Origin of the sequence: Cohaesibacter gelatinilyticus, from assembly GCF_900215605.1 — a bacterium.
In the GTDB taxonomy this organism is placed as follows: Bacteria; Pseudomonadota; Alphaproteobacteria; order Rhizobiales; family Cohaesibacteraceae; genus Cohaesibacter; species Cohaesibacter gelatinilyticus.
The window spans coordinates 216,258-233,882 of sequence record NZ_OBEL01000002.1; the positions used below are offsets into that span (position 1 = coordinate 216,258).

The window sequence follows — 17,625 nt, forward strand, 5'->3', positions numbered from 1 at the left end:
AGGGGCCGGAGCGCAAGATATCACCTCGCTCCGGCCCCTTCTTATCCAAGCATCTCATCCCACCAGGAATTCGATCACACTATCCGGTCATCTACGAACTGGATGCAGCAATTGTTTCGCTTTTGCAACCAGCGCATCAAGGGAACAATTCAAATGCACGCTCGCCCCACCCAAGAAGATCAAAGCCAGTTTCAGAAGATCCCGATCACCTCACCCGCACCGCTTTCGACCGCCTGCTTTTAGCCAGCTTTCAGAGCACGGATGGTGCGCCTCATGAAATGCATGAACATCTCTCGTTCTTCCGGGGTAAAGTCTGCCAGAGCGATGTCATTGACGGAATTGGCATAAGCATAAGCATCATCACGCACACTTTGTGCCTTGTCTGTCAGACAGATGATTTTTGCGCGGCCGTCAGTAGGATGATCCTTGCGGATAATAAGCCCATCCCGTTCCATTCTGTTGAGCGTATTGGCCATTGTCGCTTGCTCGACATCAAGGGCCTCCACCAATTCCTTCTGAGTTTGGCCATCTTTTTGCCACAACGCCAAAAGAGCAGGAAACTGCCCAGGCACGATGCCCAACGGCTCGATACGTTTGCGCAATTCTTCAAAGAACAGACGCGCCATGTGATTGACGAGATAACCGGCGGAGGAATTGTGATCAAAGCTCATGTCTCACAGTAGAAACATAGCGCAAGGAATACAATGACCCGAACAAAAGCTTGCACAAGTCCTTCCCGGACTCTTCAAATCAGAGCCTGTAAGGCGCACCATCACCTCTCATTTCGATGTTGAACATTTTTCAATAGCTGACTATACAAAATAAATATAGTATGCTATATAAATCTACGACACACATCAAATGGATGCGAAAGCAAATCAATAAACATAGCTTGCTATTTAAATAGGAGAAGAGACAATGAAGCCCTTGATGACAGCCACCGCAGCTTTATGCCTTTCCGGCACAATGTCCTTTGCTTCATCGGCGAAGGACATCACGCTGATCAATGTTTTCGAAGTCCCACAAGGTCAATATGAGGCTGCCGTGGACATGTGGGTTCAGTCCCGCGATTTCCTTCAAACACAACCTGGCTATATCTCGACTGCCCTGCACAAATCCATCGGGTCGGACGCAAAATTCCAACTGATCAATATTGCCAAATGGGAAAGTGCCGAAGCCTTTCAGGCAGCATCAAAAGCCATGCGCGAAACATCCGGTATCAAGCCAGTAAAAGGCCTAAAATTCACACCCGGCCTTTATCAGGTCATCCTGACAGACTGATAAAGCGACTGCACCTCGAAAAGACCAGATCCCCTTAAGGTGTTCCGAGGCATTTGAGCCGCAGCAAAATGATAAGACATTCAATATTCAAGGACCAATTCCCATGAAAACGCGCATACATGCCATTGCCGGTGGCATAGGCTTTCTGATGATCCTGACATTCTGGACTTCTACCGTCTTTTCAGAACTGTTTGGTTCCTATGAGACCATCGCAAATGTCAAAGCCATGATCCTGCGAGGCATGATCATTCTGATCCCTGCAATGATCATCGTGGGTGGGTCTGGAATGGCCCTGGGGGGCAAGCGTACCGACATATTGGCCAGCACCAAAAAAAAGCGCATGCCAATCATCGCAGCCAATGGCTTGCTGATTCTGTTGCCCATGGCCTTCATTCTTGCTGACAAGGCAGCATCTGGTGCTTTTGATACCTGGTTTTACGGGCTACAGGCCATCGAACTACTCGCAGGTGGAACCAACCTGACCCTCATGGGCCTGAATATTCGCGACGGATTGCGCATGACTGGCAAGATTGGCAAAAACAACAAGGCCAAATTGATCAGCCGCGAGTTGATAAATAATGGCTCAATGGTGCTTCATTTTGCCAAACCAAAAGGTTTCCAACATGACGCGGGGCAATGGACGCGCCTAACCTTGATCAATCCATGCCATACAGATCGCGAGGGAACCGCCCGCAGCCTCACCATTGCCTCAGCTCCTCATGACACCGACCTGACATTCGCAACCCGACTTAGCACATCGGCCTTCAAACAAGCCCTTGCAGAGCTGCCCATTGGCGCAGAAGTGAAGGTGAGCGATCCACAAGGGATCATGACCTTGCCAAAGACGATTGATCGTCCCGTGGTCTTTCTGGCTGGCGGCATTGGCATCACCCCCTTCCTTGCCATGTCTCGCCACGCGACGCGCCACACACCCAACCAGAAGATCTCACTCTTCTATTCCAGTCGAACAGCCAAGGATGCGGTTTTCCTGGACGAATTAGCCCGGATGGATAAGACCAATTCCAATTTCAAATTGGTTGCGACAATAAGCGATGAAACCATGACAGACTGGCAGGGCGAAACAGGACGCATTGATGCAGAAATGCTCAACCATCATCTCGACGATATACATGCCCCAATCTATTATCTGGTCGGTTCACCAGCCATGGTCATGTCCATGCGCACACTGCTGGAAAAACAAGGCGTGGCAGAACAGGACATCCACACCGAGGAGTTCAGTGGTTATTAGGCCCAGAACCCATTAAAGCACTTCTCACAATCATTGAATCGTGAGTAGTGCTTTAACCCTTTGATCCAAAGCGAATTCTTATCCGAAAAGTGCTTCAACTTTTCGGGAACACGCTCTAATGAGCAGAATTAGACGCCAACTGTCATCAAACAAAACCGGCGCGGGGTAAAACTCGCGCCGATTTCATTGAACAGGTTGCCATCTTTCAAACTCTATGTTCAATCTCACACCCTGACTCTATCGACCGGATGGCCTTGGACATCAGAAAAACAATCTGCCGCTGCTCCTGCTGGCTCAAGCCCACCAATACCGAAGCATTTTGCTGCATTGCCTTCGTCAAGGCTGGTTCGCGCAAATTGCGACCATGCACTGTCAACCAGATATGCTGCATACGTCCATCGCTACTATCTCGACGCCGCATGACAAGACCATCACGTTCCATCCGCATCAACGTGTTCGCCATGGTCGCCTGCTCGATACCCACCTGCTCCACCAATTCCTTCTGGGACAAACCATCCCTCTCCCAAAGATGCACCATGATGGGAAAGACACCTGTCGACAAACCCAGAGGTTTGATTTCCTTTTGCAAGGCACTCACAAACAATCGTGCGAGATGATTTATGAGATAACCGGGAGAGGTATGTCGCGAAAATGGCATCAGATGCTCAATTCTTTTAAATAGCAGGCTATGTAAATATAAGCCACCTATTCCGCTTCTGCAATCAGCTCTTTTGTCTCAGTGCCATGTTGATAGCACCTGAATCACAAACAAAGGCGCCCCGAAGGATTATCTCACAATGCCACCTTTGTTTGGTAACGCTGGACAGAAAACCACACCAGAACACACCGAAAATGCCGGGAAACAAGAGGCACTAACCCCGGTCCTGATCGGATATGCTGTCCTGCATCCAGGTCCGGAACAATCTGGACGCTGTGGTCTCTTCCTTGGAGTTGAGGCAGGTATACCAATAACTTCCAAGAACCACCTCCTGATCAAAGGGCCTTCTCAACAAATCAGCCGCGACTTGCGCAGCAAACATGCGCACCGGCAACAAGGCGACCCCCAGCCCACTGGCAGCAAGATTGGCCATGGCAATTGAAGAATCCAGAACCGGTCCATCATTCTCGGGTGCAGTAAGCCCACATGATTTGAACCATCGTGACCATTCCTCCGCCATATAGGACCTGAACAAGACCTGCCCCATAAGATCGACAGGTCGTTCAAGACCCAGAGCCAGATCCGGAGCACAAAGAGGCGCGAAGGGTGTGGTCATAAGCTGGGTTGCTTCAAGTCCTGGCCAATGTCCGGAGCCAAATTTGATGGCAGCATCCAAGCCTTCTCGAGCAATATCGACCCGATTGTTATTGGTGAAGATCTTGACCTTGATGGAAGGGTGCTTTTCTTCAAAGTCGGATAAAAGGGGCAACAGCCAACCTGCAGCAAATGTGGTCACCACACCAATATTGAGCACCTCCACATACCGCCCATCCTGAAGCCGGTCCAGCAACCCGCCAATTCGATCCAAACTCGCCGTTAAATCAGGCAAAAGGGCTTCAGCCTCGGACGTAAGTGACAAACCAGTTCGAGAACGATGAAACAGGCGAACGCCCAGCAATTCTTCCAGACGCAAAATCTGATGGCTTACGGCCGCCTGTGTCACCCGCAGCTCAATCGCAGCACTGGTAAAACTGCCCTGCCGGGCGGCAGTCTCGAATGTACGCAAGGCGTTAAGAGGAATATCAGGACGATCCATAGCATTAGTTTTTCTAATAGAAAGTTCAAATATTAGTCGCTTGAAGCATCAATTGTAAGCCGTATTTTGAAAAAGGATGATAAATTCTCATATAACTACGGCTGGTAAAATGACAAAACGACTAACCACAAAAAATCTGTTCTGCACTATATTGGTAAGTTTGACCATGGGCCTCAGCTCTCAAGGCAGCGCCATCGCACAAGAGTTAAACAGGACAATTTCATCTTGGGAGAAGCATCTGAATGCACGCATCGGTGTATTGTTAAGCGAGATGGAATCCGATTGGTCCATCGCTCATCGTGCCGATGAGCGTTTTCCAATGTCGAGCACCTTCAAGAGCCTGTTATGTGGTGCTGTTCTGGCGCGTGTTGATGCCAACGAAGAGAACCTGTCAAACAAGATCACATTCACAAGAAAGGATCTGGTCAGTTATTCGCCGGTGACCAAGAAGCGTGTCAAAGACGGCATGAGTGTAAGCGAGCTTTGCGAAGCAACCATCACCATCAGTGACAACACCGCCGCCAATCTTTTGCTGAAGCGTATTGATGGGCCAAAAGGACTGACAAAATTCCTGCGTAAGATGGGGGACACGACCACACGTCTGGATCGCTGGGAAACAGAGCTGAACGAAGGAAAGCCAGGCGATGCCCGCGACACCACAACACCACGGGCCATTCTTGGCTCCCTGGAAAAACTGGCCTTTGGCAATGTGCTGAAACAAAAATCCTCGCGGCAACTGCGTCAATGGATGATTGACGACAAGGTGGCGGATGCTCTCATCCGTGCGCATCTTCCAAAAGGCTGGACAATCGGAGACAAGACTGGAGCAGGCGGTTACGGCACACGTGGCATCATTGCCTTCATTGAAAAACCGGACGGCAAACGTTATTTGGCCGCAATCTATATGACGGAAAACAAAGCAGATTTCCCAATGCGCAACAAGGTAATCTCGGACATTGGCCGCGCCATGATCACCGAGATCCAGGCTCGTTGACACAGCGGCTCCTGAAAGGCTGAACTATTTTTCAAGCAAGCACCGACCTGAACAAAAGGATGCAAAACCGGGAAGGCTCAAACCAGAGCCTTCCAATCCATACGCCACCTCCCCACAGCTTGCTCGCTCCCATATTGCCACACCCGCGCGAAGCAGTCACAGTGTCGACAATCAATTCGGTCAGGGAGAGAAAGCATGCGGCAGATTGATCTCGAAAAGATACGCAAGGATACACCCGGTGTTGGGACCTCGGCTCATCTGCTGGCCTGCGGCTCGGCACTGATGCCGCAATGTGTGGTCAATGCGATTGTCGAGCACACACAACTGGAAGCACAGATCGGTGGCTATGAGGCCCATGCAAAAGAGGTCGACAAGCTCGACCGGGTTTATCATTCCGTTGCCCGTCATCTGGGCGCTAAAACCACTGAAATCGCCCTGATGGAAAATGCCACCGTTGCCTGGTGTCATGCATTCTATGCCCTTCCCCTGAAACTCGGCTCTCGCATTCTGACATGCGAAGCGGAATATGCCGCCAATTATGTTGCCTTCCTGCAAAGAGCCAAGCGGGACAATCTGACCATCGACGTGATCCCGTCCGACGCAAGCGGCGCGCTGGATCTGGATGCCTTGCAGACTATGATGGATGAGGATGTCGGACTGATCGCCATCACCTGGATTCCGACCAATGGCGGCTTGGTCAACCCCGCTGCAGACGTTGGCAAGATCGCAAATGCCCACGGCGTACCCTATTTGCTGGATGCCTGTCAGGCCGCAGGGCAAAAACGCATTGATGTGGCCGAATTGGGTTGTGATTTTCTCTCTGCCACAGGGCGTAAATTCCTGCGCGGGCCAAGAGGCACTGGTTTTCTCTATGTCAAGGAAAGCTGGCTCAGCTCACTTGAACCAGCCATGATCGATCATTTCGGCGCTCCCTGGGTGGCGCGAGATCACTATGAACTACGCGAAGATGCCAGACGGTTCGAAACATGGGAGAATTCCTATGCCTTGCGCGCCGGCCTGGGTGTTGCCATGGATTATGCCGACCAGATCGGCATCGATCTGATCGAGAACCGTGTCACCCTGCTGGCTGATAAAGCCAGAACACTCCTTTCCGATCTGCCGACAGTCAATTTGAAGGATCTCGGCCAAGACAAATGCGGCATTGTCAGTTTTTCCATTGCCGACAAAGACCCACGCCAGATCGTCCAGCAAATGGCGAAATCAGGCTTCGCCATCGGCGCATCCCAGGCCTCCAGCACTCGCCTGGATTCCGAACGGCGAAACCTCCCCACCATGCTCCGCATCGCCCCGCATTATTACAATAGCGAAGACGAGATTGAACGAGCCGTGGCAAGGCTTGGCAAACTATTATAGACGGCTGGGCTTAGCGGCAGATCACACCGCGCGTGTTATGCCGCCATCAACCCGGATATTCTGACCCGTGATATAGCCGGCACCGTCGGACGCAAGGAATGCAACCGTGGCTGCAATCTCACCATAGGATTGCCCATAGCGCTCCATCGGAATGCGAGCTTTCCAGTCCGGATTTTCCGGCAGGCTGTCAATGAAGCCCGGCAGCACATTGTTCATTCGCACATTATCGGCCGCATATTTGTCGGAGAACAATTTCGTATAGGCTGCCAGACCGGCCCGCATGACCCCGGAGGTCGGGAAAACAGGGTCCGGCTCAAAGGCGGCAAAAGTGGAGATATTGATGATGGCACCGGATTTTTGCTCGATCATGATGGGAGCAACCAGCCGGGTCGTACGTACGGCATTGAGGAAATAAACCTCCATGCCTTCATGCCAGTCTTCATCGCTGATTTCGAGAATGGGCGCACGAGGCCCATGCCCGGCGGAATTGACCAGCACATCTACCCGGCCCCATTTTTCCATCGTGGCATCAACCAGCTTCTGTAAATCTTCATTGGATTTATTGGATCCGGTCATGCCAATGCCGCCCAACTCCCTGGCCAAGGCTTCTCCTTTACCAGATGACGACAGAATGGCCACATCAAAACCATCAGCCGCCAAACGCCGCGCAGAATCGGCCCCCATACCGCTACCACCTGCCGTGATGATTGCCACTTTCTTCTCAGCCATTTTTATCTCCATGAACTCTGTGATTGTCATCTCGCCATCAGCATGGAGCCAATTGAAACTTTTGACCAATCAGATATTCTGCGTTAATCCTGGAGAAATTCTACAGTCTGATCGGATAATTCCATGCGCTCCATGCCACCACTTAATTCTCTCAAGGCGTTTGAAGCCTCTGGTCGGCATCTGAATTTCAGATTGGCCGCAGAAGAGCTGAATGTAACCCATGGCGCCGTGGCACAGCATGTTCGATCATTGGAGAAAATATTGAACATGAAGCTCTTTCATCGCCATGCACGAGGGCTGTCCCTGACCGATGACGGGCGTCGTTATCTACCGCCAATCCGCCGTGCATTTGACATGATTGCCGAGGCAACAGAAACCCTCACACCCAAAGATGTGGTGGTTACCATCAGCACGACCCCATCCTTTGCCACCAGATGGCTGGTGCCCAGATTGGGTCAGTTCTCCGAAGATTATCCTGACATTCGCATGCGTCTGGATGCATCAAACACCCCTGCCAATTTCCAGACAGATGGTGTGGACATTGCCATTCGCCAAGGACAGTCACCTTTCGGCCCCGGCCTGGTTGCAGATAATCTATTCGACTCCGAGATAATAGCCGTGTGCCATCCCGATCTTGCCAAAGGAGAGAATGCCATCCACTCCCCCGAAGATCTGGCCCATCATGTCCTGCTCGAAGACGCCCACGGTCACTGGCCCATCTTTCTTCAAGCTGCCCTTGGCGATAAGCAGCTCCAGAACACCAAGACGACTAATTTTAGCCTCACATCTCTGGCCATCGATGCTGCCATTGCCCGGCAAGGTGTGGCGCTGACAAACCGGGCTCTGGTAATGGATGATCTGCGCGAAAACCGCCTCTGCCAACCTTTTGCCTTCTCCCAAAGCACCCATGCAGCTTTTTATGTTGTCGCTCCGCGAGAACCAAGAAACCCCACCCTTGTCACTTGCGTCCGAGACTGGCTGATCAAACAGGCTCAGGAGATGAACATCCAGTAGCTCGACAGCAACTATAACACAGTCCCCTTGCTTGCAGCATTGAACCCTACATTGAAACAATCCCGCAATGCTTGGGCTCCCAAGATCTATCAGGATTTGAGCATAACTCCCGATGCGCCAGGATTGCGTTATCCGTCAGACCTCATCGCAACGCGATATTTTGCAGGGGTCGTGCCGATATCAGCCTTGAACAGGCGCGTGAAATGACTTTGGCAGGAAAAGCCACAATTGGTAGCGATGGATGCGAGGCTATCACAGCCTGCCAGTTGCCGTTTGGCAGCCTCCAGTCTGCGCATCAGAACCCATTTATGTGGAGATGTGCCCCGCGAGGTACGAAACATGCGATGAAAATGAAACTCTGACAAATCCGTTTGAGCAGCCAGATCTGCCAGTCGAATGGAAGAAGCAAGATTTGCTTCAATCCATTCATCCACCTGCCTCAATTGACGGGTTGAAAGCCCACCTTTCAAGATAACGGGTTGATCGGGCAACTGATGGATCAGCTCTGCAATGGCACTATCTGCCAAAAGAACATTACTGGTCTTCGCGGCCTCAACCAATCGCACAAGTGGCCCCATCATGGTTGGGGCATCATCATACATGACCTCTGCCAGATCAAAATATCTGGCATCACGATCATGTATGCGAGAAAAGCTCGCACGCAACGGCTCATCCGGCAAAACGAGATGCAGAAACCGGAAAGGCGAAGTAATTTCCCAATCAGATATCTGTCCTTCGGGCAAGACACAAATGGCGCCCGGCCATCCACTCACACCGCCCGCATCCAGTCTCTTTGTACCTGTACCACCTCTCAAATAAAGGCTGAAGGTATGGCCGATCGGCTTATCATAGAGGATCCGGGCATCATCATTCTCCCATATGGTCACGGTGCGCCCGGCTCCAAGAGCCAGACGAGCCCGGGCATGGGCGTTGGGAGACTGATCCAGATAATCTGAGACGGTATAGCACATGCCCCCATTCTAACAGATCGCCAGCGAACAGCGAAAGCACTCAAACCGTCAGGACAAGAGAAAACAGCAAGATCATGCAAAACAGACATGGGTCGGAATGATAGGCCTCTGCGACGGAGGCTATCATGAGCAACGCATTTCTATTTTTTGTCACGGTCCTGATCTGGGGCACAAGCTGGATCGGCATCGCCTTGCAAATCGGACCTGTTCCCGTCAGTGTCTCGATTTTCTACCGCATCCTGCTGGCGGCATTATTGCTCCTGCTCTGGCTGGGCCTGACCAGACGCCTTGCACTGCCCCGCCAATGGCGCTTTGTGGCATTGCAGGGAATCTGCCTGTTCAGCATGAATTTCATGGCCTTCTATAATGCCGCCGCACTGATCCCGTCCGGGTTGCTCTCGGTCATTTTCTCGCTTGCCTCCATCTTCAATGCCATCAATGCCCGCATCTTTTTCGGTGAAAGGATCTCTATTCGAATATTCATTGCCGGACTCATCGGGGTCTGTGGTGTAGGGCTGTTATTCTGGGACAGCCTTGCTGTCTCCTTCAACCCGGATAGCCTGAAAGGCATTGGCTGGATGACCCTTGGCACTCTATTCTTCTCCTGGGGCAATATGGCATCACGCCAGAACACCGCCACAGGCACCCCGCCCATGATCGCCAATGCCTGGGGCATGGCCATTGGCGCCTGTATTCTCTGGACCTTGATCATGACCACGCAACAGCCTTTCATTCTGCCCACCGATTTCACCTATCTCGCGGCCCTGCTCTATCTGGCTATCTTCGCCTCGGTCATTGGTTTCACCACCTATCTGCTGCTTGTTGCGCGTATCGGCTCTGCACAGGCAGGATATGCCACGGTGATCTTCCCCGCCGTTGCCTTGGTCATATCCACCTTTTTTGAGGGCTATCAATGGACCGGTACAGCCATAGCAGGTGTTTTTCTGGTGTTGATGGGCAACATCGTGATGTTTGCAAAACCAAAGCTGACTGGTATGCGAGCATTGGCAAGACATTGAACAACAAGTGAGATGGAACAACACTGCTTATCGGAACGCAATCCAGGCCGCAGCACCTCCCAACGCTGTGGCTGTGATGCGGTTGAAAGTCCTCACGGCACGGCCGCTGGTCATCATTTGGCGAGCTTTGTTTGCCGCAATTACATAAATGGCAAAGACCACAGACAGAACCATAATCACAGCCAGACCAAGCGACAGCGTCAAGGCAATGGAAATATGATCCGCCTTCACTATGCTCGGCAGCAAGGCCAGATAGAATAGCATGGCTTTTGGATTGCCCATGGTGACAGCATATCCAGCCAGAACACGTCCTGGAATATTCCGCTGCTGCGGATGTGCCACACTGGCCGGTGCATCAGGCTCCGAGCGCCAGATCTTGAAGGCCAGATAACAAAGATAGGCGACACCACCCCATTTGATGGCGAGAAACACAATCGGAATTTTCTGGGCGATCACGGCAAGGCCGCTGAGGGACAGGATCAACCATGTCAGATCCCCGATGATCATGCCAACACAGAACCAGACGGCCCGTTTGGCACCGCGCGCCAGAACAGTGGCAACGATCGCTGCCAGACCCGGCCCCGGCGCAAAGGCAGCAACGGACAGCGCCCCGACAAAAATAAAAAAGTCCCAATCAAAAATCATTCTGCCAGCCTTGATAAAATCAACCGCAGTATCCTGCCATCAGACCCGCGATCAAACCAAATGATCCTTCCCCTGTCGAGCAAAAACCACGCTGCAACCATCTATCGTTCAAAGCTTATCTGAATTGGAGATTGAAACCATAATCAATCTTTGGCACCATCGGTCCATGAAATTTGCCATTCTCGCCGACATTCACGGTAATTCAGCAGCATTGGAAGCGGTACTCTCAGATATGGATGATCTGGGTATATCAGAAGCTGTCAATCTGGGCGATCATATGAGCGGACCTTTGGACGCCCATAAGACCGCCGAAATGCTGATCCCGCTCAACTTCCCCTCCATTCAGGGCAATCATGACAGATGGCTGGTCGAACAGAACCCGTCAGACATGAGCCCCTCGGACAAGGTGGCCTATGATCAGTTGAAACCGCACCATCTGGATTGGCTGCGCACACTGCCGGCAACCATGCTTGTCCATGATGAGGTCTTTCTGTGCCACGCAACACCACAGAATGATCTGGATTATTGGCTTGAGCACATCGATGACGATGGCTCCATCAGCTCCGCAAGCCTGCAAGAGATCGAGCAAAAGGCCGAAGGGATAGAGGCCAGCCTCATTCTATGCGGTCATACCCATAAACCACGCCTGATACGCCTGAGTGATGGGCGACTTGTTCTCAATCCCGGCAGTGTCGGCTCCCCAGGCTATGAGTCTGATTATCCGGTCTATCACGAAATGCAGACCGGCAATCCCAATGCCTCCTATGCCATAGCAGAAAAGTCCGGCACGGAATGGCTCATCACCTTCCGCTCGGTCCCGTACGACACAACACGCATGGTTGAAATGGCCAAAGAGAATGACCGGCCAGACTGGGCTCGCGCCGTAAAAACCGGCTGGGTCACGGAATAGCAGCCTATAGAACAACAGATATTCAGACCTCCTCCAATCAACTGTCTCGTGACCCTATGATGAGGAAAGCTGCACGGAGATTTTCAAAGAACAGTCTTTTCTCGCTATTGGTTTCTATTTGCTTTTCATCACCTATCATGCCCGTGCTGTGGCAATCAGATCAGCCAGTTTTTGGAGCTGCTGTCCAGCTTCATCAAAATTATCTGGATCCAGCCACACCTTAAAGCCTTGTTCAACCGCGCCCCAGTCTTTGTCCAGCAAGGAATACCAAGCTGTATCACGGCTACGTCCTTTATAAACCATCGCTTGCTCAAACAGGCCTTCATAAGAGAAACCGAACCGCTCCGCTGCTGCACGCGATGGCGCATTCAGGGCATCACATTTCCATTCGACACGGCGATAACCCAATTCTTCAATAGCTCGGCGCATCATCAGATAGATCGCCTCTGTGGCAACACGAGTGCGTTGAAGACGTGGGGCAAAGGTAATGCCACCAATTTCGATCACACCAAGCTCAGGCCGAATACGCATGAAGCTGGCGATACCCGACGCTTTACCTGTTTCCCGATCAAGAATGACAAAATAAGGCTGAGCATCAACCCCTTGCGCTGTCTTCATCCAGTCAGCAAGGCCTTCCTCTGTTTGGAATGGTTCGAGGGAGTTATAGGTCCAGATCTTGCCAGATACATCTTCACGATAGGCTTCGAACAGATCCTTGCAATGGATCTGCGGATCAATGGCAACCAACTGCGCATAACATCCCGTCATGGAGGAGTGGCCCGGATGCCCTGCACCTATCCAGTCTGGTAATGCAATGCCGACAGGCTGCCCATGCTGATTGATTGTGTATGTCATGAGAGAGACCTTTTTTAGAAAAAACAAGGCAAGCTTGTCACAATATTGGATTGGCATTAATATCCAAAAATAAGAAAAAAGAGCATACCAGAATGACCGAAACCACATGGCTTGGCTTTTCGATTGATCGCGCCTCGAAAATACCTGTCTTTGAGCAAATATGTCTGGCAATCAGGACACGGGCAAACTCAGGTGAGCTTGCAGAAGGAGCCAAGCTTCCGCCAACTCGTGAATTTGCGACGGAGTTGGGTGTATCACGGTCCACGATTGTGACCGCGTATGAGCAGCTGGTCGCAGAGGGATATCTGCGTAGCCGGGCACGATCAGGCTATCACATATGGACCAGCGGCAATGTGGAATTGGCATCGCACATCGAACCCCCAGCCACAATTGCAGAAGCAGACAAGCCCCACTCACCCATTCCCTTTGAAGCAGGACAACCAGACATGCGCCTGTTCCCCTATCGGCAATGGGCCAAGACACTGGCAAGATCATGCCGCACCAACCCGCAAGCCATGTTCGAGGAAGGCCCGGTCTTTGGAAATTTCAACCTGCGTAAAGCTGTTGCAAATCATGTGTCGGAATGGCGCGGCATACAAGCTTCTCCGCACCAGATCATCATAACAGCAGGCGCGACAGATGCAGTGGAGTTATGTCTACGCACTCTTCTGAACAGAGGCGACAAAATTGGTCTGGAAGACCCGGGCTACCCGAGGGTCCGGCAATTCGCAAAAGTCCAGGATCTTACTCTCACCTATCTGGATATCGATGAACACGGAACAAGAATACCAGATGAACTTATCAATCCCCGGCTTGTTTTTGTCACCCCATCCCATCAATATCCATTGGGTGGAGCCATGTCACCGAACCGGCGGCTCGAATTCATTCAATGGGCGAACAAGCAAAAGGCCTGGATTCTGGAGGATGATTTTGACAGCGAGTTCCGCTATGCAGGGCGGCCAATCCCGGCACTGGCAGGCTTCGACCAGCTGAATCATACTCTTTATGCCGGCAGCTTTGCCAAACTCTTCTCACGTTCCCTACGGCTGGGATATCTGATTATACCGGAAAACCTGCTGGATCGCTTTCATGCCTCCTTTCGATCTTTCGGTGCCAGAGCCAGCCTGCTACCTCAGCAAGCTTTGGCAGATTTCATGACGTCGGGAGAATTCTATCGTCATCTAAGACGCATGCGCCGTATCTATGCCGAACGACGTGCTTTTCTGCTTGCTCAACTGCGAAAAGATTTTTCAGATATCGGTTCATTCATAGATCATCAAGCAGGCACGCTGATCGTCTTGCACCTGAATGATCATTATCATGACAGCAACATCTCCCGCCAAATGCAACAGAGGGGGTTTCGCCTGCAAACATTGTCATCCTTCTCGTCCGATAGATCCAATCACAACGGACTGATCCTTGGCTTCTGCGCCTATACCCGGGAAGAAATGAAACCCGCTCTGACAGCCCTCAGATCCTGCTTCAGCTAACAATCTTTTGTAAAAACGAAAACCCTATACCGCCACCAGCCCCAAGAACCGCTCCACATCGATATTGCCACCTGTCACCACGGTTGCGATCATCTTGTCCTTGATATCGATACGGCCAGAAAGGACAGCCGCAATACCGACCGCAGCACCGGGTTCGGTGATGATCTTGTAATGCTCGAAAGCAAAGCGCATGGCGGCACGGACTTCATCATCGCTGACAACCAGCCCGCCAGATAACAGATCCAGATTGATTGGGAAGGTCACCGCATTGGGCATTGGGGTCATGATAGCATCACAGATGGTGCGCCGACCTTTGGGATTGGCAAGGCGCACTCCAGCTCCGAGCGAGCGTCTTGTATCATCAAACAATTCCGGCTCCACCGCATAAACATCGCTGTCAGGTGACAAAGCTTTGGCAACGATAGCAGTAGAGGCCGCAAGACCTCCGCCTCCGCACGGAGTGAGAATGGCGTCAAGCTGCACACCCCGTTCCTTTACCTGCTCGAAAAGCTCAAGCGCTACAGTTCCAGACCCCGCCAACACCTGCGGATGGGCACTGGGCGGCACATGAAGACGACCGGTCTGCTGCTCGAGATGCGCCACCACTTCATCATAATGGTCGCGATCACGATTATACGTGACAATCTCTGCCCCCAAATCCCTCACCGCCTGCATTTTGGCACATGGTGCATCCTCCGGCATCACAATCAGTGCATGACTGCCAAGGAGTTTTGCCGCACGTGCCACACCCAGTGCATGATTACCAGACGAATAGCTGATCACACCACGCTTACGCTCCTCTACCGACATATTATAAATGCGCCAATAGGCCCCACGAATTTTGAAGGCACCGGTCTGCTGCAAACACTCTGCCTTGACCAGAAGGCGTCCGCCGAGCCGCTCATTCAGAATTTTATTTTCAAGAAGCGGTGTATGAGTGACCAAAGATCGCAGAATACCATTGGCTTTTTGCACATCGGCCAGATCAATCACATGCGGGCTTGGAGCAACTGGGTTTGTCATGATTTTGTAACAATTTCTCAAGGCAATTCATGCGGTCAAGGATCTATGATCCTTGCCATACCAAGACGACAGGAACATGACAACAACACCCTTCGTTCACGTCTTTTGATCATCCTCCCAGCTTACACACAACACTCCTGATTAACGCCTGATTTCAGCCATTTTCACTCTATCCAACACCATCCAAAACCGTCACAGAACTGTAAAAAAAGCGGGCTAAGGACGGTGAGCAATGGAAAGGTCAGGCAGTTATGACAGCAATCAATGTGAGCAGCGTTTCCAAGTCTTTTGAAGCTGGAAAATCAGTATTGGAAGATGTCTCATTCAAAATTGAGGCGGGAGAAATGGTTGCCCTGATCGGTGCATCCGGCTCGGGGAAATCGACGCTCATCCGCATGATTTCCGGGTTGGAAACCATCGACAAGGGCGAGGACAGCACCATCGCCCTGTTCGGTCAGGACGTACAGCGCAATGGTCGCCGTTTGCCAGCCGCCCGTGCCCTGCGCCGTGAGATCGGCGTGATCTTTCAGCAATTCAATCTCGTGGGTCGTTTGAGCCTTCTGAACAATGTGCTGGTTGGCCGTTTGGGCCATATCCCGAAATGGCGTGGCAATCTTGGCCTGTTCGGCACGGCAGAAAAGATTGGCGCCCTGCGCGCTCTGGAGCGCGTCGGTATGGTCGACTTTGCCCATCGCCGTGCATCACGTCTGTCTGGCGGCCAGCAGCAACGAGGTGCCATAGCACGCGTCCTGACACAGCAGGCCCGCCTCATTCTGGCTGATGAGCCAATTGCTTCTCTCGATCCGAAATCAGCTGACACCGTGATGGAAACCCTCTCCATCATCAATCGTGAAGACAAGGCCACGGTCATCGTGTCCCTGCATCAGATCGACCATGCCTTCCGCCATTGCAAGCGCATCATCGCATTGCGTCAGGGCAAGCTGGTCTATGACGGCCCCACCCATGGCATCGATAAGGGTGACCTTGCCGCTCTCTATGACAATGATGCCGACACAGATTTCGTCCCTTCAAACAAGAAACCAAGGGACCTCAGTTCGTTCGGCAAGAAACCTGTCGAACCGAAGAAAGCCGCTCTTGCGGTCGAGTAGTAAAGAACCTGCATCAAAAACACGAATCCAATTGGAATTTGGGAGTCTCAAATGTTCAAGAAACTGGTTATGGCAGGCGCGTTTGCTCTGTCTGGTGCTGCAGCTCACGCTGACGAAGCTGCAATGCCAAAGGTCATCAATTTCGGTATCATCTCCACCGAAAGCGCGACCATTCTGGAAGAAAACTTCAAGCCATTCCTCACCGACATGTCCAAGTCTTTGGGTGTCGAGGTCAAGCCTTTCTTCGCGTCCGATTATGCCGGCGTGATTGCCGGCATGGGTGCCAAGCAGGTCGATGTTGCATGGTTCGGCAACAAATCTGCCATCCAGGCTGTCGATAAAGCCGGTGGCGAAGTCTTCGCCCAGACCATCGGCTCCAATGGCGAGCGCGGTTATTATTCCCTGCTCATCACCCAGGCTGACAGCGATCTGAACTCGCTGGACGATGTTCTGAAATGCGAAAACGGCAAGAGCTTCGGCAATGGTGATCCAAACTCCACTTCCGGCTTTGCTATCCCTGGCTATTATGTCTGGGCGCTGAACAACAAGACACCTGAAGAGTGCTTCTCCAAGGTGACCGCGTCCAACCATGAAGGCAACGCCCTGGCTGTTGCTGCCGGCCAGGTTGATGTTGCAACCAACAACACCGAGTCTCTCTATGCGCGCCTTGCCAAGAGCAACCCGAAGGCTGCTGCCAAGATCAAGGAAATCTGGCGCTCTCCTCTGATCCCGTCCGACCCAATGGTGTGGCGTGGTGATCTGTCTGATGAAGTCAAAGCCAAGATCTATTACTTCTTCATGCAATATGGCCGCTTCGGTGATACCGAGAAAGTGAAAGCCGAGCGCGCAGTACTGGCTAGCCTTTCCGATGGTTGGGGCCCATTCCTTGCCTCTTCCAACGCTCAGTTGCTTGACGTTCGCCAGATCGAGGCTTTCAAAGCCAAGCTGAAAGCGGAACGCGCCAAGGATACGGACGCTATCAAAGCCGCTGACGCTCTGCTGGCTGACCTGGCCGAGCAAGCAAAGATTGTCGGCAAAGCTGGCTACTAAGCTTATCGATTTTGGGCGGGCCTCAGTTTGAGGTCCGCCTGAACGCACTATCTCACCCCAATCTATCCGAGGCTCCACTGAGCCGGACTTCGGGGTCCTTTTCCATCCGGCGGGCATCAATCGCCCGATGGATGATGACCTCGGACTTAATTCCTCAA

18 protein-coding genes are annotated in these 17,625 nt (G+C 51.9%); 10 read left to right on the forward strand and 8 right to left on the reverse strand.

The window, feature by feature from the left end; all coding sequences use genetic code 11:
• Positions 1–239: 239 nt before the first annotated feature.
• Positions 240–671, reverse strand: a complete 432-nt coding sequence (locus tag CRO57_RS11035; protein ID WP_097153507.1) for a MarR family winged helix-turn-helix transcriptional regulator — start codon at positions 669–671, stop codon at positions 240–242.
• A 247-nt stretch (positions 672–918) separates the two neighbouring features.
• Here CRO57_RS11035 and CRO57_RS11040 point away from each other — a divergent pair, with 247 nt between their 5' ends.
• Positions 919–1,281, forward strand: coding sequence for an antibiotic biosynthesis monooxygenase family protein (locus CRO57_RS11040; protein ID WP_210200845.1), 363 nt, complete (start codon positions 919–921; stop codon positions 1,279–1,281).
• Between the two features lie 103 nt (positions 1,282–1,384).
• A complete protein-coding gene (locus CRO57_RS25285) occupies positions 1,385–2,530 on the forward strand; it encodes a ferredoxin--NADP reductase (RefSeq protein ID WP_097153508.1) in 1,146 nt (381 codons plus the stop codon).
• Between the two features lie 205 nt (positions 2,531–2,735).
• Here CRO57_RS25285 and CRO57_RS11050 read toward each other — a convergent pair whose 3' ends face one another.
• Positions 2,736–3,188 carry a MarR family winged helix-turn-helix transcriptional regulator gene (locus CRO57_RS11050; protein WP_097153509.1) on the reverse strand — a complete coding sequence of 151 codons (453 nt, stop codon included), beginning with the start codon at positions 3,186–3,188 and terminating at the stop codon, positions 2,736–2,738.
• Between the two features lie 214 nt (positions 3,189–3,402).
• The gene (locus tag CRO57_RS11055) at positions 3,403–4,284 is read right to left on the reverse strand and encodes a LysR family transcriptional regulator (protein WP_097153510.1); all 882 of its coding nucleotides are present in this window, start codon (positions 4,282–4,284) and stop codon (positions 3,403–3,405) included.
• Between the two features lie 109 nt (positions 4,285–4,393).
• On the opposite strand from CRO57_RS11055, the gene bla reads away from it, so the two are divergent.
• Both bla and CRO57_RS11065 read left to right on the forward strand, forming a co-directional pair.
• The gene (bla, locus tag CRO57_RS11060; protein ID WP_210200846.1) at positions 4,394–5,278 is read left to right on the forward strand and encodes a class A beta-lactamase; all 885 of its coding nucleotides are present in this window, start codon (positions 4,394–4,396) and stop codon (positions 5,276–5,278) included.
• Positions 5,279–5,473: 195 nt separating this feature from the next.
• On the forward strand, positions 5,474–6,652 hold the full coding sequence (locus tag CRO57_RS11065) for an aminotransferase class V-fold PLP-dependent enzyme (RefSeq protein ID WP_097153512.1): 1,179 nt from the start codon (positions 5,474–5,476) through the stop codon (positions 6,650–6,652).
• 21 nt (positions 6,653–6,673) lie between these two features.
• Here the strand turns inward: CRO57_RS11065 and CRO57_RS11070 are convergent, their stop codons facing one another.
• A complete protein-coding gene (locus CRO57_RS11070; protein WP_097154040.1) occupies positions 6,674–7,381 on the reverse strand; it encodes an SDR family oxidoreductase in 708 nt (235 codons plus the stop codon).
• A 123-nt stretch (positions 7,382–7,504) separates the two neighbouring features.
• Between CRO57_RS11070 and gcvA the strand changes: the two genes are divergently transcribed.
• Positions 7,505–8,395 (forward strand): transcriptional regulator GcvA, encoded by an 891-nt coding sequence (gene gcvA, locus CRO57_RS11075; protein WP_097153513.1) that lies wholly within the window; start codon positions 7,505–7,507, stop codon positions 8,393–8,395.
• Between the two features lie 128 nt (positions 8,396–8,523).
• Here the strand turns inward: gcvA and CRO57_RS11080 are convergent, their stop codons facing one another.
• Positions 8,524–9,366 (reverse strand): helix-turn-helix transcriptional regulator, encoded by an 843-nt coding sequence (locus CRO57_RS11080; protein ID WP_097153514.1) that lies wholly within the window; start codon positions 9,364–9,366, stop codon positions 8,524–8,526.
• 125 nt (positions 9,367–9,491) lie between these two features.
• Here CRO57_RS11080 and CRO57_RS11085 point away from each other — a divergent pair, with 125 nt between their 5' ends.
• Entirely contained in the window at positions 9,492–10,385 is an 894-nt protein-coding gene (locus CRO57_RS11085; RefSeq protein WP_097153515.1) for a DMT family transporter, read from the forward strand.
• Positions 10,386–10,412: 27 nt separating this feature from the next.
• Here CRO57_RS11085 and CRO57_RS11090 read toward each other — a convergent pair whose 3' ends face one another.
• Positions 10,413–11,030, reverse strand: a complete 618-nt coding sequence (locus CRO57_RS11090) for a LysE family translocator (protein WP_097153516.1) — start codon at positions 11,028–11,030, stop codon at positions 10,413–10,415.
• 166 nt (positions 11,031–11,196) lie between these two features.
• Here CRO57_RS11090 and CRO57_RS11095 point away from each other — a divergent pair, with 166 nt between their 5' ends.
• Positions 11,197–11,940: a metallophosphoesterase family protein gene (locus CRO57_RS11095; protein WP_097153517.1), complete on the forward strand. Its 744-nt coding sequence runs from the start codon at positions 11,197–11,199 to the stop codon at positions 11,938–11,940.
• Positions 11,941–12,075: 135 nt separating this feature from the next.
• Here CRO57_RS11095 and CRO57_RS11100 read toward each other — a convergent pair whose 3' ends face one another.
• Positions 12,076–12,795 carry a GNAT family N-acetyltransferase gene (locus tag CRO57_RS11100; RefSeq protein ID WP_097154041.1) on the reverse strand — a complete coding sequence of 240 codons (720 nt, stop codon included), beginning with the start codon at positions 12,793–12,795 and terminating at the stop codon, positions 12,076–12,078.
• A 92-nt stretch (positions 12,796–12,887) separates the two neighbouring features.
• Here CRO57_RS11100 and pdxR point away from each other — a divergent pair, with 92 nt between their 5' ends.
• Positions 12,888–14,285, forward strand: a complete 1,398-nt coding sequence (gene pdxR, locus CRO57_RS11105) for a MocR-like pyridoxine biosynthesis transcription factor PdxR (RefSeq protein WP_097153518.1) — start codon at positions 12,888–12,890, stop codon at positions 14,283–14,285.
• Positions 14,286–14,309: 24 nt separating this feature from the next.
• Here pdxR and CRO57_RS11110 read toward each other — a convergent pair whose 3' ends face one another.
• Positions 14,310–15,308 carry a threonine/serine dehydratase family protein gene (locus CRO57_RS11110; RefSeq protein ID WP_097153519.1) on the reverse strand — a complete coding sequence of 333 codons (999 nt, stop codon included), beginning with the start codon at positions 15,306–15,308 and terminating at the stop codon, positions 14,310–14,312.
• A 251-nt stretch (positions 15,309–15,559) separates the two neighbouring features.
• Between CRO57_RS11110 and phnC the strand changes: the two genes are divergently transcribed.
• Both phnC and phnD read left to right on the forward strand, forming a co-directional pair.
• Positions 15,560–16,417, forward strand: a complete 858-nt coding sequence (gene phnC / locus CRO57_RS11115; protein ID WP_097153520.1) for a phosphonate ABC transporter ATP-binding protein — start codon at positions 15,560–15,562, stop codon at positions 16,415–16,417.
• 51 nt (positions 16,418–16,468) lie between these two features.
• Entirely contained in the window at positions 16,469–17,467 is a 999-nt protein-coding gene (phnD, locus tag CRO57_RS11120) for a phosphonate ABC transporter substrate-binding protein (RefSeq protein WP_097153521.1), read from the forward strand.
• Positions 17,468–17,625 lie beyond the last annotated feature (158 nt).

Bases quoted from the DNA above. Each gene is read 5' to 3' on its own strand.
- CRO57_RS11035 (WP_097153507.1), bottom strand. From the start codon at position 671: ATGAGCTTTGATCACAATTCCTCCGCCGGTTATCTCGTCAATCACATG.
- CRO57_RS11040 (WP_210200845.1), top strand. From the start codon at position 919: ATGAAGCCCTTGATGACAGCCACCGCAGCTTTATGCCTTTCCGGCACA.
- CRO57_RS25285 (WP_097153508.1), top strand. From the start codon at position 1,385: ATGAAAACGCGCATACATGCCATTGCCGGTGGCATAGGCTTTCTGATG.
- CRO57_RS11050 (WP_097153509.1), bottom strand. From the start codon at position 3,188: ATGCCATTTTCGCGACATACCTCTCCCGGTTATCTCATAAATCATCTC.
- CRO57_RS11055 (WP_097153510.1), bottom strand. From the start codon at position 4,284: ATGGATCGTCCTGATATTCCTCTTAACGCCTTGCGTACATTCGAGACT.
- bla (WP_210200846.1), top strand. From the start codon at position 4,394: ATGACAAAACGACTAACCACAAAAAATCTGTTCTGCACTATATTGGTA.
- CRO57_RS11065 (WP_097153512.1), top strand. From the start codon at position 5,474: ATGCGGCAGATTGATCTCGAAAAGATACGCAAGGATACACCCGGTGTT.
- CRO57_RS11070 (WP_097154040.1), bottom strand. From the start codon at position 7,381: ATGGCTGAGAAGAAAGTGGCAATCATCACGGCAGGTGGTAGCGGTATG.
- gcvA (WP_097153513.1), top strand. From the start codon at position 7,505: ATGCGCTCCATGCCACCACTTAATTCTCTCAAGGCGTTTGAAGCCTCT.
- CRO57_RS11080 (WP_097153514.1), bottom strand. From the start codon at position 9,366: ATGTGCTATACCGTCTCAGATTATCTGGATCAGTCTCCCAACGCCCAT.
- CRO57_RS11085 (WP_097153515.1), top strand. From the start codon at position 9,492: ATGAGCAACGCATTTCTATTTTTTGTCACGGTCCTGATCTGGGGCACA.
- CRO57_RS11090 (WP_097153516.1), bottom strand. From the start codon at position 11,030: ATGATTTTTGATTGGGACTTTTTTATTTTTGTCGGGGCGCTGTCCGTT.
- CRO57_RS11095 (WP_097153517.1), top strand. From the start codon at position 11,197: ATGAAATTTGCCATTCTCGCCGACATTCACGGTAATTCAGCAGCATTG.
- CRO57_RS11100 (WP_097154041.1), bottom strand. From the start codon at position 12,795: ATGACATACACAATCAATCAGCATGGGCAGCCTGTCGGCATTGCATTA.
- pdxR (WP_097153518.1), top strand. From the start codon at position 12,888: ATGACCGAAACCACATGGCTTGGCTTTTCGATTGATCGCGCCTCGAAA.
- CRO57_RS11110 (WP_097153519.1), bottom strand. From the start codon at position 15,308: ATGACAAACCCAGTTGCTCCAAGCCCGCATGTGATTGATCTGGCCGAT.
- phnC (WP_097153520.1), top strand. From the start codon at position 15,560: ATGACAGCAATCAATGTGAGCAGCGTTTCCAAGTCTTTTGAAGCTGGA.
- phnD (WP_097153521.1), top strand. From the start codon at position 16,469: ATGTTCAAGAAACTGGTTATGGCAGGCGCGTTTGCTCTGTCTGGTGCT.